Origin of the sequence: Dermacoccus sp. PAMC28757, assembly GCF_014302635.1 — a bacterium.
Classification (GTDB): Bacteria; Actinomycetota; Actinomycetes; order Actinomycetales; family Dermatophilaceae; genus Dermacoccus; species Dermacoccus abyssi.
This window is the reverse complement of record NZ_CP060292.1, coordinates 37695-53098: the sequence shown is the minus strand read 5'-3', so window position 1 is coordinate 53098 and position 15404 is coordinate 37695. Positions and strand designations below refer to the sequence as shown.

The following is a 15404-nucleotide window of genomic DNA, read 5'->3' as shown; positions in this document are numbered from 1 at the left end:
TCGGGAGGAAGTCGGTGTGCTGGTATCGGCGCGCGTGACGCGCCGCGGGTGATCGGTCAGGTGGCGTCGGGTGGGGTGATGCGGGCGAGCACCTCGTCGACGGCCACCTGGGTGCCGGCGGGGGCGAGGATCTCGACGGTGCCGTCGATGGGCGCGGTGAGCGAGTGCTCCATCTTCATGGCCTCGACGATGACGATCGTCTGGCCCGCGCTCACCTCGTCGCCGTTCTCCACCTGCACCGCGATGACGGCGCCCGGCATCGGGCTCTTGATGTCGCCGCCGGCCGCGGCCGCCGCGTCACCGTGGAGGCTGACGTGCTTGGCCTCCTTGACCGCGAACGTGCCCTCGGGCGAGCCGACCCACACGGTGCGCACACCCTGCTTGTCGGTGACGACCTCGGTGATGAACGTGCGTCGCAGGCCGGCCGTCGTCACGACGAGACGGCCCGAGCCGTCACGGCGCGTGATCGTGGCGCGAGTGGCGTCGCTGCTCGCGGCGTCGGCCTGCGGCTGGCTCGCCTGCTGGGGCGGCAGACCGCGGCGCAGCGTGACGTCCTCGCCGCCGTCCTTCGTCGAGACGAGGGCGACCTCGGTGACGCTCGTGCCCGATTCGGTCTCGGCGTCGGCCACCTCGAAGCGCACCGTCCGTGCGCTGCGGCGTCCGCCGACGCGCCAGCCGTCGATGCCCTGCCACACGGCCTGAGCGCCCGTCGGGGTGGTTTCGGCGTCGGAAGAAGGCGCGAGCAGCGTCGCCGCAGCGGCGACGAGCACGTCGTCGGGGGCCGGGGTTGCCACGTAGTCGCCGACGCGGGCGTCGAGCAGGCCGGTGTCGAGGCGTCCGGCTTGAACGTCGTCGTCGGCGAGGAGGAAGCGGACGAAGTCGATGTTCGTCGTCACGCCGAGCACGTGGGTCTTCGCCAGGCCCTCGTCGAGCGCGGCCAGGGCAGCGGCGCGGTCTTCGCCGAAGCCGATGACCTTGCTCAGCATGGGGTCGTAGTCGGAGCCGACGACCGTGCCACGGGCGATGCCGGAGTCGATGCGCAGGTTCGCGGCCTGCGGTTCGTCGAGCCCGACGACCGTGCCACCGGTGGGTAGGAAGCCGCGGGCCGGGTCCTCGGCGTACACGCGCGCCTCGACCGCGTGGCCGGTGAGCGTGACGTCGTCCTGGGTGAACGGCAGTTCCTCACCGGCGGCCACGCGCACCATGAGCTCGACGAGGTCGAGGCACGTGACGAGCTCCGTGACGGGGTGTTCGACCTGAAGGCGGGTGTTCATCTCCATGAAGAAGAACTCGTCCGGTGCGTCGGCCGAGACGATGAACTCCACCGTTCCCGCGCCGACGTAGTCGACGGATCGCGCTGTGTTGCAGGCTGCTTCGCCGATCCGAGCACGCGTTTCGGCGTCGAGCAGGGCCGAGGGCGCCTCCTCGATGACCTTCTGGTGCCGGCGCTGGAGCGAGCACTCGCGCTCACCGAGGTGGATGACGTTGCCGTGCTTGTCCGCGATGACCTGCACCTCGATGTGCCGCGGGCGCAGGACGAAGCGTTCGAGGAAGAGCGTGTCGTCGCCGAAGCTCGTGGCGGCCTCACGGCGGGCGCGGGCCACGGCGTCGGCCATGTTCTCGGCGCGCTCGACGACGTGCATGCCCTTACCGCCACCACCGGCGCTCGGCTTGATGAGCACCGGGAAGCCGACGTCGGACGCGGCAGCGACGAGTTCGTCGTCGGTGAGACCGGGGCGCGCGATGCCCGGCACGACCGGCACGTCGAACGCCATGACGGCGTTCTTCGCGGTGATCTTGTCGCCCATCGTCTCGATCGCGTGCGCGCTCGGGCCGAGGAAGGCGATGCCGTTCTCCTCGCACGCGGCCGCGAAGGCCGTGTTCTCGGAGAGGAAGCCGTATCCGGGATGGACGCCGTCGGCGCCCGTGAGGCGGCACGCGGCGATGACGCGGTCGATGTCGAGGTACGGGTTCTTGGGCCGGCCCTCGGGGTAGCGCTCCTTCGAGGCGCCCTCGAGCAGCTCGGGAGCGGCAAGGCGCACGGCGTCGTCGGCCTCACGCACGTGCAGCGCCTCGGCGTCGGCGTCGGAGTAGACGGCGATCGAACGGATGCCCATGCTGCGCAGCGTGCGGATGACGCGCACCGCGATCTCGCCGCGGTTGGCGATGAGGACGCTCGTGATGGCGCGCTGCCCGGGCGCCTGGGCCGTGGTCGTCGCGCTCTCGTTCATCTCAGATCACATCCGGAAAACGCCGTAGGAAACATCGTCGAGCGGGGCCTGGGCGCACGCGCCGAGGGCCAGGCCGACGATGTCGCGCGTGTCGGCCGGGTCGATGACGCCGTCGTCCCACAGGCGCGCGGTGGAGTAGTAGGGGTTGCCCTGGTCTTCGTACTGCTGACGGATGGGCTCCTTGAAGGCGTCGGCGTCCTCGTCGCTCCACGGCGTGCCGGCCGCTTCGAGCTGGTCGCCACGAACCGTCGCGAGCACCGACGCCGCCTGCTCGCCGCCCATGACGGAGATGCGGGCGTTCGGCCACATGAAGAGGAAACGCGGCGAGTACGCGCGACCGCACATCGAGTAGTTGCCGGCGCCGTACGAGCCGCCGATAACGACGGTGAGCTTGGGCACGCGGGCGCACGCGACGGCGGTGACCATCTTCGCGCCGTGCTTCGCGATGCCGCCGGCCTCGTACTCGCGCCCGACCATGAAGCCGGTGATGTTCTGCAGGAACAGCAGCGGCGTCTTGCGCTTGTCGGCGAGTTCGATGAAGTGCGCGCCCTTCTGGGCGCTCTCGCCGAAGAGAACACCGTTGTTCGCGATGATCGCGACGGGGTGGCCGTGGATGTGAGCGAAGCCCGTGACGAGCGTCTTGCCGTACTCGGCCTTGAACTCGTGGAACTCGCCGTCGTCGACGATGGTGTCGATGACGGCGTGCACGTCGTACGGCGTGCGCAGGTCGACCGGCACGACGTCGTAGAGACGCTCCTGGTCGTGCTTCGCCGGACGCGGTTCCACCATGCGCCACGGCACCTCGGCCTTCGGACCGAGGGTGCGCACGATGCTGCGAACGCGTTGCAGGGCGTCGTGGTCGTCGTCTGCGAGGTGGTCGGTGACGCCCGAGGTCTTGGAGTGCAGGTCGCCGCCGCCCAGATCTTCGGCCGTGACGACCTCACCGGTGGCGGCCCTCACCAGCGGCGGCCCGCCGAGGAAGATCGTGCCCTGGTTGCGGACGATGACCGTCTCGTCGCTCATCGCCGGCACGTAGGCGCCGCCTGCGGTGCACGAGCCCATGACCGAGGCGATCTGCGGAATGCCCTTCGCCGACAGCGTCGCCTGGTTGTAGAAGATGCGTCCGAAGTGCTCCCGGTCGGGGAAGACGTCGTCCTGCTTGGGTAGGAAGGCCCCGCCGGAGTCGACGAGGTAGATGCACGGCAGGTGGTTGTCGCGGGCGATCTCCTGTGCGCGCAGGTGCTTCTTCACCGTCATCGGGTAGTAGGTGCCGCCCTTTACGGTGGCGTCGTTGGCGACGATGACGCACTCGCGTCCCTCGACGCGCCCGATGCCACCGATGACGCCGGCGCCGGGGCACTCGTCGTCGTACATGCCGTCGGCGGCGAGGGCGGCGATCTCGAGGAAGGGGCTACCCGGGTCGAGGAGCGTCTCGACGCGGTCGCGCGGCAGCAGCTTGCCGCGGCTGACGTGACGCTCGCGGGCCTTGTCGCTGCCACCGCGGGCGGCGGTGCGGAGTTTGCCGTCGAGTTCCTCGAGCAGGCGCAGGTGCTCTGCTCGGTTCGCGGCGTGATCGAGGGCCATGCGTTCGCTCCCCGGTGTCGGTGGGTCGGAAGGCGGTCGGGGCGAGTGACGTCACGTCGCATCCGTGCGCGCCGTTGAGCACGTCGTGACGTGGGTCACTTGCGAACTCAGTTAATCACAATTAACTGAAATGTGGGACTCCGCGCGAGTGTCGACTCGACGGGCATGCGAAACGGCCCCGAACCGTGAGGGTTCGGGGCCGTCCGGGGGTGGGCTTCAGGGTGTGATGCCGAAGCCGCCGCTGCTGCCGCCAGAACTATGCGTGCCGTAGTAACTGATGCTGCTTCCCTCGCCTTGGCGGGTGCTCGCCGGCCCCGTGCCGCCACCTGGTCCGAAGTGGACGGTGACGGGGTGATCCTCTTCGAGGAAGCGCTGTTCGGCGTGGTTGCCGAAGCCGTCTGGGCTGGAGCGAATCGTGCGGCGCTTGCGGTCCTTGTTCCATGCGAGCGCGAGTGTGATCACGAGGGCGGCGATGACGATCGACCAGAACACCATGGTGTGTGCCTTTCCTCGTGTCCGGTACCACGACCGGCTCTTGAGGGGAGCGTAACGCCGTCGCGATCGGGGCGGAACGGTTCGAGTGGTCACGGTTTTGTGTCGCCACGTGCGCGTTGTCGAGGCTCGGAGCCGCGCGGCGACGCGGTGCGAGGAAGGCCGCCGCTCGTGGAGCTGTCGCTCCGACCCCGTCCAGCAGCATCGGTAGAACATGGTGCGATGCGGGCGTGAACATCGACATTCGCCAAGAGACTTCGTCGGACGCTCCCGCCGTCCGCCAACTGGTGGCCGACGCTTTCGCGAACGCCGAGCACAGTGCCCCGCCTGTTGAGGCGGACGGCGTGCCGGGGGAGGCCACGCTCGTCGGTTGGCTGCGAGACACCGACGCGTACGAGTCCGAGTTCGCACTCGTTGCGAGCGACGGAGGCGCGACGGTGGGCTACGCCGTCGCGACGTGGGGAGACCTCGACGGCGCGCCCGTCCTCGGCGTTGGCCCGATCGCCGTCGCGCCGACCTTCCAGGGGCGCGGCGTAGGCTCGTCGCTCATGCGTGAGCTCTTGCGGCGGGCGGCTGAGCGCGGCGAGCGGGTCGTCGTCCTGCTCGGTGATCCCGCGTATTACAGCCGCTTCGGTTTCGCTCCCGCGTCGCGTTTCGGCATCGTCGCCGACCCGGCGTGGGGTGCGTACTTCCAGGCGTGCGCGCTCGACGTCGAACCCGACGTTCCGAGCGGCACGTACACCTACGCGGAGCCTTTCGCCCGTCTCGGGTGAGGACCGCGGAGGGCGGGTTGGGCCGAGGGTGCCCGTGACGGCCAGACCAGCTTCGGTCAATGTGCCTCGATCATCGTGATTGCGACGCGGTCACCCACCCGGAGGGCGCCTGGGGGACTGGCAATTTCCCGCCGTACGCGAACGTTCATCGACCCAGTGTCCGTCTCTCGTCGCCGACAGTCTTCTCCTCCTGCATCTCGGTGAGGCGAGCCTCAGTGCGCGCGTGAACGCGAACCAGTCGTATGCGCTCAGGCTGGTCGGTAGCTTGCCGCCTCGTCAGGGTGACGCTGCTGTCGTCGGAGGCCGTGACGACGAACTCCTCCGTTGACCGTTGGCCCTGCGGAGGTGAGCAGGCGTCGGAGACTGTGGCGAAGGCGACCACGTGATCGGGGTCGCGCAAGGGCTTGCACTCTCGTTCCACGGCGAGGAGTTCGTCGTCACGTTGAACGAACGCCTTCTTGTGTGAGCAGTCGACGTATGTCACGAGCGTGGTGTCCTGCGAGAGAGCGTCGTCGCGATACATCTTCGTCGTCGTGACGGTCCCGGCACGCCGGGCAGCCGCCGCGTCGAGCCGGTCGAGTTGGTCCACGGTGAACACATCCCCCTTGCGCACCTTGCTCAGGTCCAAAAGCCGGCCTGCGACGCCCGGGCCGGACGATGCGTGTGCTGACAGCCTCGTCGATCCCTCGGTGGGAGTGTGCCCCTTGGGGGCTCGCGGCTGCCCGTCGCTGCTCGCGGCGGCGCAACTCGTCAGGGCGAGGGTCGTCGCCACGAGTTGGACCGTGCGGGCCGCCGCTGTTCTCTTGCTCGTCGCCGGTGGCGATCGATGTGTCAGGGCCATGGTCCGCCGCCTTCCGTGCGCTCGCGTGCTTCCTGAAACAGCCTCTGCGCGCCCCCGCAACAGCGTTCGGCGCCCCTGGGCGCGCTCTGGAGTGTGCACGGTTCACCTGTCTTTTCGGTTAACTGTGCTTAACTGAAATCTCCAGCGACCGAGAGCGAGACGGTTATGACGGCGACCGACGCGGCGGCGGACACGCGCACCGCCCGCGAACGCGGCAAGGCCGAGCGTCGTCAGCAGATCCTCAACGCCGCGGCCGAACTCATCGCCGACCGCGGCCTCGCCGGCGTCCGGCTCGAAGACCTCGGCAAGGCCGTCGGCATCAGTGGCCCGGCGGTCTACCGACACTTCGCCAACAAGGAAGCCGTTCTCGAGGAGCTCCTTGTCGGCATCAGTGAGTACCTCCTCACCCACGGCTCTGCGGTCGTCGAGGCGGCACCAACGCCGCAGGCCGCGCTCGAATCGCTCGTCGACTTCCACATCGACTTCTCCTTGACGAAGCCCGCACTCATCCGGGTGCAGGGGCGCGATCTCGCGAGCCTCGACGCCGACGCCCGCCACACGGTGCGTCAGCTGCAGCGCCGCTATGTCGAGATCTGGGTGCGCGTTCTGTGCGATCTCGACCCCGAACTCTCCGTCGAGAGCGCACGCATCAAAGCGCACGCCGGGTTCGGCGCCCTCAACTCGACACCGCATTCCAGTGGCCGCACGACCCCCCTCGCCGCGGCTCAGGGGGAGCGTACCCGCGGCGTCCTGCGTCAGATGGCGCTCGCCGCGCTCACGCCGTCGCGCTGAGACAGCCGAAGAATTTCGGTTAACAACCATTAACTGAACCCTTGTGATGTGGTTCACTGGCCGGACCGACCTGTGACCCCAGTCACCGTGCGCGCGGCCCGGACGCCGCGCCCAAAGGGAGCTGACGATGACCGAAACGCTGGACGCCGCACTCAGCCACACGCGCGGTGAGACGGACACCCCGCTGATCGAGCAGACGATCGGCGACAACCTCGACGCCACCGTCGAGACCTACGCCGATCACGAGGCGCTCGTCGACATCGAGAGCGGCCGTCGCTGGACCTACGGCGAGTTCCTCGCCGACGTCGAGACGCTCGCTGCGGGCCTGCTCGAAGCCGGCGTCGAGAAGGGCGATCGCGTCGGCATCTGGGCGCCCAACTGCCCCGAGTGGACCCTGACGCAGTACGCCACCGCGAAGATCGGCGCCGTCCTCGTCAACATCAACCCGGCCTACCGCAGCCACGAACTCAAGTACGTGCTCGAGCAGGCGGGCATCTCCACGCTCATCTCGATGCCGAAGTTCAAGACGAGCAACTACGCGCGCATGATCGAGCAGGTCAAGGACGAGTGCGAGCAGTTGGCGCGCATCGTCTACATCGGTGAGCAGACCTGGGACGAGCTGTTCGCCGCCGGACGCGACGCGGGGGAGCGCGGCGTCGCGACCGTTCGCGAGATCCAGGCCGGTCTCGACAACGGCGAGGCCATCAACATCCAGTACACGAGCGGCACGACGGGCTTCCCCAAGGGCGCGACGCTGAGTCACCGCAACATCCTCAACAACGGCTTCTTCGTCGGCGAGCTGTGCAGCTACACAGCCGACGACCGCGTCTGCATCCCGGTGCCCTTCTACCACTGCTTCGGCATGGTCATGGGCAATCTCGCGTGCAAGACGCACGGCGCCGCCATGATCATCCCCGCGCCCGGTTTCGACCCCGTCATCTCCCTGCGAACCGTCGAGGCCGAGCGCTGCACGAGCCTCTACGGTGTCCCGACGATGTTCATCGCCGAACTCGCCCTCGTCAACTTCGACGAGTTCGACCTCACGAGCCTGCGCACCGGCATCATGGCCGGCTCGCCGTGCCCGGAGCACACGATGCGCCAGGTGATGGAGAAGATGCACATGGAGGAGGTCTCCATCTGTTACGGCATGACGGAGACCTCGCCGGTGTCGCTGCAGACGCGCAAGAACGACACCGTCGCGCAGCGCACGCAGACGGTCGGCCGCGTCGGCCCGCACCTCGAGGTGAGCATCGTCGACCCCGTGACCAACGAGGTCGTCGGCCGCGGCGAGCCCGGCGAGCTGTGCACCAAGGGCTACTCGGTGATGCTCGGTTACTGGGAGCAGGACGACAAGACGGCCGAGGCGATCGTCGACGGCTGGATGCACACCGGCGACCTCGGCGTCATGGACGAGGACGGCTACGTCGCCATCACCGGGCGCATCAAGGACATGGTGATCCGCGGCGGCGAGAACATCTACCCGCGTGAGATCGAGGAGTTCCTCTACAACCACCCGGACATCGTCGACGCGCAGGTCATCGGCGTGCCCGACGAGCGCTTCGGCGAGGAACTCATGGCGTGCGTGCGCCTGCGGGACGGCGCCGAGGAGCTCACAGCGGAGTCGCTACGCGAGTACTGCAGCGGCAAGCTCGTCCACTACAAGGTGCCGCGCTACGTGCGTGTCATGGACGAGTTCCCCATGACGGTGACGGGCAAGATCCGCAAGATCGAGCTGCGCGAGCAGGCCTCGGAGTACATGAAGTGACGCCGGTCGCCGGCGCGCGAGCAGCCCTTGGGTTCGCTCGCGCGCCGGCATCCGCTAGGTTCGCCGCGTGCAGATCGTCCTCGTTCACCCGCAGATCGCGCCCAACACGGGCAACGTCATCCGGCTTGCGGCGAACGTCGGGGCGAGCCTGCATCTCGTCGAGCCGCTGGGCTTCTCGATGGACCACCGTCTCCTGCGCCGCGGCGGGCTCGACTACCACGAGCTGACGGAGGTGCACGTTCATGCCGACCTCGATTCAGCCCGCGAGGCGTGCCCGGGCCGGTGGTTGGCGCTGACCTCCCGTGGCGCTCGTCGGTATGACGAGGTCGACTACCGCAGCGACGACGTTCTCGTCTTCGGCTGTGAGGCAACCGGTTTGCCTGACGAAGTGCTCGCTACCTTCGCTACGGACGAGCGTGTGCACCTGCCGATGGCGCCGGGTAACCGAAGCCTCAACCTCGCAAATGCCGTCGCCGTCGTCGCCTACGAGGCGTGGCGTCACCTCGGCTTCGAGGGAGCGGGCGGGGCGGCCACGAGCATCGAGGCGATTGCGGCGCAGCCCCTCGACTGAACCTGACGCGCTGGGCCGTTCACCCCGGTGGGCGCTTGTGCCCGACGAGCGTCGCCCGCCAGGATTGAGCCATGGCCGACCCGATGCCCCTGCCCCGCGCACCCAAGGTGCTCGCCATCGTCCAAGCCGGCGGAAAGGGCTCCCGCATGGGAGCGCTCACCGCCGACCGCGCGAAGCCGGCTCTGCCTTTCGGAGGTACTCACCAACTCATCGACATCACCCTGTCGAACGTCGCCAACTCGGGCATCGGCTCGGTGTGGGTTTCAGTGCAGTACCAGGCCGGTTCACTCGACGAGCACCTCCAGCACGGGCGGCCGTGGGATCTCGACCGCAACGTCGGCGGCTTCCGGCGCGTCGTGCCCGACGAGGTCGACGCCGTGCGCACCGGTGGCTTCGCAGCGGGCAATGCGGACGACCTCTACCGCATCCGCCGGGAGATCGAGCGCGAGGACGCCGACGTCGTCGTTGTCCTGAGCGCCGACCAGATCTTCGCCCTCGACCTGCGCGACGTCATCGCGGCTCACCTCGAGACCGGGGCCGCCTGCACCATCGTCACCACGCAGGTGTCGCGCTCGCAGGCCTCCGACAAGGCCGTCGTCATCACGGACGCCACCGGCAAGGTGACGCGCGTCGAGGAGAAGCCCGAGAACCCGGAGAGCACGACCATCTCGGCGGAGATCTTCGTGTACGAGAAGGACGCCCTCCTCTCGGGCCTCGACAAGGCCGAGAAGGCCACCCGCCCTGACGACGGGAAGGGTGAGGACACCGTCGACGAGACGGGCCTCGGTGACTTCGCGGAGCACCTGCTGCCGCAGATCATCGCGGACGGCCTGGTGCGCACGTACCCGCTCGAGGGGTACTGGAAGGACATGGGGCGACCGGAGTTGTACCTCGCGGCGCACCGTGACCTCGTGCGCGGCGTCGTGCGTGTCTTCGACGACGTCGACTGGCCGATGCGGACGCTCGCGACGAACAGGGGCGCGGCGCGGGTCCGTGCGGGGGCCGTGGTCGAGGAGAGCGTCATCTCGCCCGGATGCGACATCGCGGGAACGGTGCGGGGCTCGACGCTCGGCCCCGGCGTCGTCGTGCGCGAAGGTGCCGTGGTCGAGGACAGCGTCATCTTCGACGCGTGCGTCATCGAGCGCGAGGCCGTGGTCAGCACGTCCATCCTCGATGCGAACGTCGCCGTCCGCGCGGGCGTTCGCGTGGGAACGTCGAGCGCCGGTAAGCGAGCCCACGACGACGCGATCGCCGTAGTGGGGCACGACAGTGTGGTGCGATCCGATGTCGTGGCAGGGAGCCAAATCGACCCGGGAAGCACCGTCGCCTGAGGCGCTGACATTGCCGCTCACCCGTGGACAACGATGCCTGCGCAGCGTTGTCCACAGGCCCGAAGGCTGCTCTCGGCAGCGACGAGCCGCCTCGCTCTAGCGTCGGACCATGACGCTCCTCGACGACACCCAGATCCAGGAGGGCGGCGCCGACTTCATTGTGTTCGGTGTGCTCTTCCTCGCCCCCGTCGTGCTGTTCGGCGGCCTGACGCTATGGCTCATTACGTCACATGCTGCGATGACGAGCCTGCGCAAACGGCCGAGGCTTCTCGTCGACACGTTCGACGGGTGGCGCCGCTGGCGCACGCTCGTCTGGGCACTGCCGGTGCTGGGCCCGCTCGTCTACTTCGTCGCCTGGGTGTCTCGTCGCTCGCAACTGATGCCCGAGCGGTTCGAGGCAGCGCGTGAGCCGTTCCCGGAGATGCCGCCGATCCGCGGATTCGTGCCGCCAATACTGATGCAGCCGCCACCGGGGTACGTTCCGCGCCCTGGCTCCGTTCCACCAGCACCGAACGACCCGTGGCAGCCGCCCGGCGACGGCGGCCGGCTCAGGTGAAGAGGAAGTCGATCGCGTCGGGCCGTGTGAGGCGCTGTTCGTACTCGCCGACGCCCCCGGGCCACAGGGTGCGGTTCTCGCCGTCGTCATCGAGGTACCAGGACGTGCAGCCGCCTTGGCGCCACACGGATCGTTCGCTGCGCTCGCGCATCTCGCGGGTGAAGGCGGGCACGAGTTCGGGGCGCACCTCGACGGATGACGCTCCGCGGCGGTCGCGCTCGTCGAGCAACCGCATGACGTGGGCGATCTGCGCTTCGACCATGAGCAGAACGCTCGTGTGACCGAGGCCCGTGTTCGGCCCGAGCAGCATGAAGAGGTTGGGGAAGCCCGCCATCGTCACGCCGAGGTAGGACTCGACGCCGCTCTGCCACTCCTCGGCGAACGAACGACCGTCACGTCCGGCGATCTGCAGGTGCGCGTAGGAACCCTTGGGGTCGAAGCCGGTGGCGAGCACGAGCGCGTCGAGCTCGTGGACGGTGCCCTCCTCGGTGACGACGCCGTCGGGCATGACGGCGACGATCGGCTCGGTGACGACGCTGACGTCCTCGCGCACGAGAGCGGGGTAGTAGGTGTCGGAGAGGACGACGCGCTTGCACCCCATCGTGTAATCGGGGGTGAGTTTGCGGCGCAGGTCCGGGTCCTTCACCTGGTTCTTGAGGTGTCGTGACGCTTCGCGCGAGGCGATCTCGAGCAGCTTGGGGTGGCTGTCGAACGCGACGGCGCGCAGATCGTTCTTTCGGCGTAACGCCTCACGGTGAACGCGCATGAGGGCGGGGTGGCGGCGGAAACGGTCGATCGTCGCGTCGGAGTACTCGTCGTTGTTCTGCGGCATGATCCACGGCGCGCTGCGCTGGAAGACGGTGAGGTGCTCGGCGTCCTCGGCGAGCGGCGGGATGCACTGCACGGCAGACGCGCCGGTGCCGATGATGCCGACGCGGCGGCCGAACATCGACGTCTCCTGCGGCCATGACGCGGTGTGGATGAGTTCGCCGCCGAAGGTGTGCAGACCGTCGATGAGCGGGATGTGCGGCATGTGCAGGGCTCCGACGCCGAGCACGAGGGCGCGGGCCGTGACGACGGAGACGGAGCCGTCGCTTCCCATCGAGGTGACCTGCCACGTGCCGGAGGCGTCGTCGTAGGCCGCGGCCTGCATCCACGAGTCGAACCGCACGTGCTCACGCAGGCCGTGCTTCTCGACGACCGAAAGCAGGTAGTCCTGGATGACATCGCCGCTCGAGTACGTGTGTGACCAGTACGGGTTGAGGTCGAAGCTGAACGAGTACAGGTGGCTGGGCACGTCGCAGGCGACGCCGGGGTAGCGGTTCTCGCGCCACGTGCCGCCGATCTCGTCACCCTTCTCGAGGATGACGAAGCTGCGTCCGGTGGCCCTCAGCGCAACGGCCATGCCGATGCCGGAGAACCCGCTTCCGACGACGACGACGTCCACTTCGGCCACTGCACTCACGCATTCCAACCTAACGGTCTGTGCGCGCCGGGGACGGTACCGACACTGCCCGGTGGCCGCCCGATGTGTGCGGCGTCAGTCGAGATCGACGATGACAGGCGCGTGGTCGCTCGCGCCCTTGCCCTTGCGCTCGTCACGGTCGATCTGCGCGCCCTCGACGCGTTCGGCGAGCGCGGGGGAGCACAGGGCGAAGTCGATGCGCATGCCCTGCTTCTTCGGGAAGCGGAGCTGCGTGTAGTCCCAGTACGTGTAGGTGCCCGGGCCGGGGGTGAAGGGGCGCACGACGTCGCTGAAACCTGCGTCGATCATGGCCTGGAACGCGTCCCGCTCGGGCGGTGTGACGTGGGTCTTGCCTTCGAAGAAGCCCATGTCCCACACGTCCTCGTCGGTGGGGGCGATGTTCCAGTCGCCCATGAGCGCGATCTGGGCCAACGGGTCCTCGGCGAGCCACTTCGCACCGTCGAGTCGGAGCCGTTCGAGCCACTCGAGTTTGTAGGAGTAGTGCGGGTGGTCGATCTCGCGGCCGTTGGGCACGTAGAGCGACCAGGTGCGCACGCCGCCGCAGGTCGCGCCGATGGCGCGGGCCTCGGCCGCGATCGGGTCACCGAAACCCGGCATGTCCTCGAAGCCGATCGAGATGTCCTCGAGCCCGACGCGGGAGGCGATGGCGACGCCGTTCCACTGGTTGAGGCCGTGGTGGGCCACCTCGTAGCCGGCCTCTTCGAAGCGCGCCATGGGGAACTGCTCGTCCTTGCACTTCGTCTCCTGCATGGCGAGCACGTCGACGTCGTGACGCTCGAGGAAGGCGACGACGCGGTCGACGCGGGTGCGGATGGAGTTGACGTTCCACGTGGCGATTCGCATGCCCCAACCCTAGAACGCGCCGCCGACAACCCCCGAAAAGCAGGTGTCCTACATGTACTCCGTCCCATCCGCCCCATCGACCGTGACGGGGAGGCTCTCCTGGAAGTAGGTGAGGGGATGCGCGGCGAACGCTCCCTTTCGGGGATCCCGGATGCGCACTGGGCGGTTGTGGATCCACGGGCCGTACACGTGCTCCCCACCTCGATCGGGGTGCCGATCCAGGGGCGGTTCTTGCAAGAGGTGTCGCCAAGCAATCAGTGTTGCCCAGGCGTCCTGTGGGGTGAAGGGGCACAAGGGAATGTCGGCCCAAACGGTGAGTTGCCACGAGCGAGCTGCGTTCGGGGTCAGATACATGTCACCGACTCCTGCGCAACGCACCTGATGGGGAGATCGGCGGATGGCCGCAAGGCAGTCCGTCACCTTTGCCGCCTCGACGACGAAGGTGGACAGGGAGATGTCCGTGACGCCAATAATGAGCAGTGCTCCCGTCGGAGACTTGTGCGGCTGGTAGTCCCCGAGGCCGTCAAGGTCCGTCACTTGGTCTGGCATCTTCCCTCCGGGTGCTTTCCTCGGCTTCCTCCCCGCCGCCCAAGGGCCTCGATCCAAGGTGGGTAGCGGCGGGCATGCCGCTCAATGACCTTTCATGTGATCTGCGTCATGTGCGAAGTCTGGGGTTCCGGATGACCCGAATTGACCCGTTGCGCTCGCCTCTCGCATGTCAGAGTGAAGCCATGACAACAGCACTCGTCACGGGAGCCAGCGCCGGGATCGGCCGGGAATTCTGCGAACAGCTCGCCGCACGTGGGCACGACCTCGTCGTCGTGGCCCGACGGGCCGAGCGGCTCGAGGAGATCAAGGCCGAGATCGAAGCCCGCCACGGCGTGAAGGTCGAGGTGCTCGCAGCCGACCTCGCCGTCGCGGACGACCTGCGCCGCGTCGCCGAGCGCGTGGGTCGGCGTGACGAACCCGTCGACGTCCTCGTCAACAACGCAGGCTTCGGCGTGAAGACCTCGTTCCTCGACACTCCTGTCGAGAAGGAGATCGAGTCGGTCGACGTCATGGTCAAGGCCGTCGTCGTGCTCACCCATGCCGCGGCGGGCGCGATGGTCGAGCGTCGACGTGGCACCGTCATCAACGTGTCGTCGGTCGCGAGCTTCATGGCGAGCGGCACGTACTCGGCCGCCAAGTCGTACGTCACCGTGTTCAGCGAGTCCATCGCGGCGCAGCTGCACGGCACGGGTGTCACCGTCACCGCGCTGTGCCCCGGCTTCACACACACGGAGTTCCACGAGCGCGGCGAGATCCCCGTCGACAAGACCAGCCCGCTGGCCAAGCGGCTGTGGCTCGACGTCGATCGGCTCGTGCGCGACGGTCTCGCCGACGTCGACGCAGGCAAGGTCGTCTCCGTACCCGGCCGCCAGTACAAGGCCATTACCGGCCTGCTGCGCGTCGTGCCGCGCCCGCTCGTGCGCAGCCCGCGTCTGAGCAACCGCCACCGCCCGCGCGACTGACGTTTCCTAGAATCGCTGCCATGACGAACATCGACGCCGATCGCGCCGCGCTGCTGCAGCTCATCAAGGACCAGGCCATCGTCCACGGAAAGGTGACGCTGAGCTCCGGCAAGGAGGCCGACTATTACGTCGACCTGCGCCGTATCTCACTCTCCGGCGAGGCCGCGCCTCTCGTCGGTCGCGTCATGCGCGACCTGACGTCCGACTTCGACTACGTCGCCGTCGGTGGCCTGACGCTCGGCGCCGACCCGGTCGCCACGTCGATGCTCCACGCCGCGGCCGCCGCAGGTGAGCGTGTCGACGCGTTCGTCGTCCGCAAGGCGGGCAAGGCGCACGGTCTTCAGCAGCGCATCGAAGGCCCGTCGATCAAGGGTCGTCGCGTGCTCGTCGTCGAGGACACGACGACGACCGGCGCGTCGCCACTCGAAGCCGTTGCCGCGTGCCGCGAGGAAGGCGCCGAGGTCGTCGCCGTCGCCACGATCGCCGACCGCGCCACCGGCTCCAAGGAGAAGATCGAGGCCGAGGGCCTCACCTACGTCAGCGCGTTCTCGATGGACGATCTCGGCCTCGCGTAAGGCTGCCCTTCTGGGACGAAAGCCCCCTCCCACGAGGGCCGCGCGGCCCTAGC

14 protein-coding genes are annotated in these 15404 nt (G+C 68.4%); 8 read left to right on the top strand and 6 right to left on the bottom strand.

Annotation, left to right across the window (positions count from 1 at the left end; translation table 11 throughout):
* Window positions 1-56: 56 nt before the first annotated feature.
* From H7F30_RS00235 to H7F30_RS00225, 3 genes are all read right to left on the bottom strand, one after another.
* The gene (locus H7F30_RS00235; protein WP_187036012.1) at window positions 57-2231 is read right to left on the bottom strand and encodes a biotin carboxylase N-terminal domain-containing protein; all 2175 of its coding nucleotides are present in this window, start codon (window positions 2229-2231) and stop codon (window positions 57-59) included.
* A gap of 6 nt (window positions 2232-2237) precedes the next feature.
* Window positions 2238-3815 carry a carboxyl transferase domain-containing protein gene (locus H7F30_RS00230; protein WP_187036010.1) on the bottom strand — a complete coding sequence of 526 codons (1578 nt, stop codon included), beginning with the start codon at window positions 3813-3815 and terminating at the stop codon, window positions 2238-2240.
* A gap of 216 nt (window positions 3816-4031) precedes the next feature.
* Window positions 4032-4310, bottom strand: coding sequence for a hypothetical protein (locus H7F30_RS00225; protein ID WP_187036008.1), 279 nt, complete (start codon window positions 4308-4310; stop codon window positions 4032-4034).
* Between the two features lie 227 nt (window positions 4311-4537).
* Between H7F30_RS00225 and H7F30_RS00220 the strand changes: the two genes are divergently transcribed.
* Window positions 4538-5080 (top strand): GNAT family N-acetyltransferase, encoded by a 543-nt coding sequence (locus tag H7F30_RS00220; RefSeq protein WP_255464899.1) that lies wholly within the window; start codon window positions 4538-4540, stop codon window positions 5078-5080.
* A 145-nt stretch (window positions 5081-5225) separates the two neighbouring features.
* On the opposite strand, the gene H7F30_RS00215 is transcribed toward H7F30_RS00220, so the two are convergent.
* Window positions 5226-5852 carry a hypothetical protein gene (locus H7F30_RS00215; RefSeq protein ID WP_187036006.1) on the bottom strand — a complete coding sequence of 209 codons (627 nt, stop codon included), beginning with the start codon at window positions 5850-5852 and terminating at the stop codon, window positions 5226-5228.
* A gap of 234 nt (window positions 5853-6086) precedes the next feature.
* Between H7F30_RS00215 and H7F30_RS00210 the strand changes: the two genes are divergently transcribed.
* The 5 genes from H7F30_RS00210 (at window position 6087) to H7F30_RS00190 (ending at window position 10936) form a co-directional block, all read left to right on the top strand.
* The gene (locus H7F30_RS00210; RefSeq protein ID WP_187036004.1) at window positions 6087-6713 is read left to right on the top strand and encodes a TetR/AcrR family transcriptional regulator; all 627 of its coding nucleotides are present in this window, start codon (window positions 6087-6089) and stop codon (window positions 6711-6713) included.
* Window positions 6714-6840: 127 nt separating this feature from the next.
* A complete protein-coding gene (locus H7F30_RS00205; protein WP_187036002.1) occupies window positions 6841-8478 on the top strand; it encodes an AMP-binding protein in 1638 nt (545 codons plus the stop codon).
* A gap of 67 nt (window positions 8479-8545) precedes the next feature.
* The gene (locus H7F30_RS00200; protein WP_187036000.1) at window positions 8546-9049 is read left to right on the top strand and encodes a tRNA (cytidine(34)-2'-O)-methyltransferase; all 504 of its coding nucleotides are present in this window, start codon (window positions 8546-8548) and stop codon (window positions 9047-9049) included.
* A 71-nt stretch (window positions 9050-9120) separates the two neighbouring features.
* Window positions 9121-10380: a glucose-1-phosphate adenylyltransferase family protein gene (locus H7F30_RS00195; RefSeq protein WP_187035998.1), complete on the top strand. Its 1260-nt coding sequence runs from the start codon at window positions 9121-9123 to the stop codon at window positions 10378-10380.
* 109 nt (window positions 10381-10489) lie between these two features.
* Window positions 10490-10936, top strand: coding sequence for a hypothetical protein (locus H7F30_RS00190; RefSeq protein ID WP_187035996.1), 447 nt, complete (start codon window positions 10490-10492; stop codon window positions 10934-10936).
* On the opposite strand, the gene H7F30_RS00185 is transcribed toward H7F30_RS00190, so the two are convergent.
* Together H7F30_RS00185 and H7F30_RS00180 are read right to left on the bottom strand one after the other, a co-directional pair.
* Window positions 10929-12401, bottom strand: a complete 1473-nt coding sequence (locus tag H7F30_RS00185) for an NAD(P)/FAD-dependent oxidoreductase (protein ID WP_187035994.1) — start codon at window positions 12399-12401, stop codon at window positions 10929-10931. The two genes, H7F30_RS00190 and H7F30_RS00185, sit on opposite strands and share 8 nt — an antisense overlap.
* A gap of 75 nt (window positions 12402-12476) precedes the next feature.
* On the bottom strand, window positions 12477-13265 hold the full coding sequence (locus tag H7F30_RS00180) for an exodeoxyribonuclease III (protein ID WP_047310470.1): 789 nt from the start codon (window positions 13263-13265) through the stop codon (window positions 12477-12479).
* Between the two features lie 731 nt (window positions 13266-13996).
* On the opposite strand from H7F30_RS00180, the gene H7F30_RS00175 reads away from it, so the two are divergent.
* Window positions 13997-14776, top strand: a complete 780-nt coding sequence (locus H7F30_RS00175; protein ID WP_047310468.1) for an SDR family oxidoreductase — start codon at window positions 13997-13999, stop codon at window positions 14774-14776.
* Window positions 14777-14796: 20 nt separating this feature from the next.
* The gene (gene pyrE / locus H7F30_RS00170) at window positions 14797-15351 is read left to right on the top strand and encodes an orotate phosphoribosyltransferase (RefSeq protein WP_187035992.1); all 555 of its coding nucleotides are present in this window, start codon (window positions 14797-14799) and stop codon (window positions 15349-15351) included.
* The last annotated feature ends 53 nt before the right edge of the window (window positions 15352-15404 follow it).

What these genes read in the sequence shown, in the direction of transcription:
- H7F30_RS00235 (WP_187036012.1), bottom strand. Translation starts at nt 2,231, where the DNA reads ATGAACGAGAGCGCGACGACCACGGCCCAGGCGCCCGGGCAGCGCGCC.
- H7F30_RS00230 (WP_187036010.1), bottom strand. Translation starts at nt 3,815, where the DNA reads ATGGCCCTCGATCACGCCGCGAACCGAGCAGAGCACCTGCGCCTGCTC.
- H7F30_RS00225 (WP_187036008.1), bottom strand. Translation starts at nt 4,310, where the DNA reads ATGGTGTTCTGGTCGATCGTCATCGCCGCCCTCGTGATCACACTCGCG.
- H7F30_RS00210 (WP_187036004.1), top strand. Translation starts at nt 6,087, where the DNA reads ATGACGGCGACCGACGCGGCGGCGGACACGCGCACCGCCCGCGAACGC.
- H7F30_RS00205 (WP_187036002.1), top strand. Translation starts at nt 6,841, where the DNA reads ATGACCGAAACGCTGGACGCCGCACTCAGCCACACGCGCGGTGAGACG.
- H7F30_RS00195 (WP_187035998.1), top strand. Translation starts at nt 9,121, where the DNA reads ATGGCCGACCCGATGCCCCTGCCCCGCGCACCCAAGGTGCTCGCCATC.
- H7F30_RS00190 (WP_187035996.1), top strand. Translation starts at nt 10,490, where the DNA reads ATGACGCTCCTCGACGACACCCAGATCCAGGAGGGCGGCGCCGACTTC.
- H7F30_RS00180 (WP_047310470.1), bottom strand. Translation starts at nt 13,265, where the DNA reads ATGCGAATCGCCACGTGGAACGTCAACTCCATCCGCACCCGCGTCGAC.
- H7F30_RS00175 (WP_047310468.1), top strand. Translation starts at nt 13,997, where the DNA reads ATGACAACAGCACTCGTCACGGGAGCCAGCGCCGGGATCGGCCGGGAA.
- pyrE (WP_187035992.1), top strand. Translation starts at nt 14,797, where the DNA reads ATGACGAACATCGACGCCGATCGCGCCGCGCTGCTGCAGCTCATCAAG.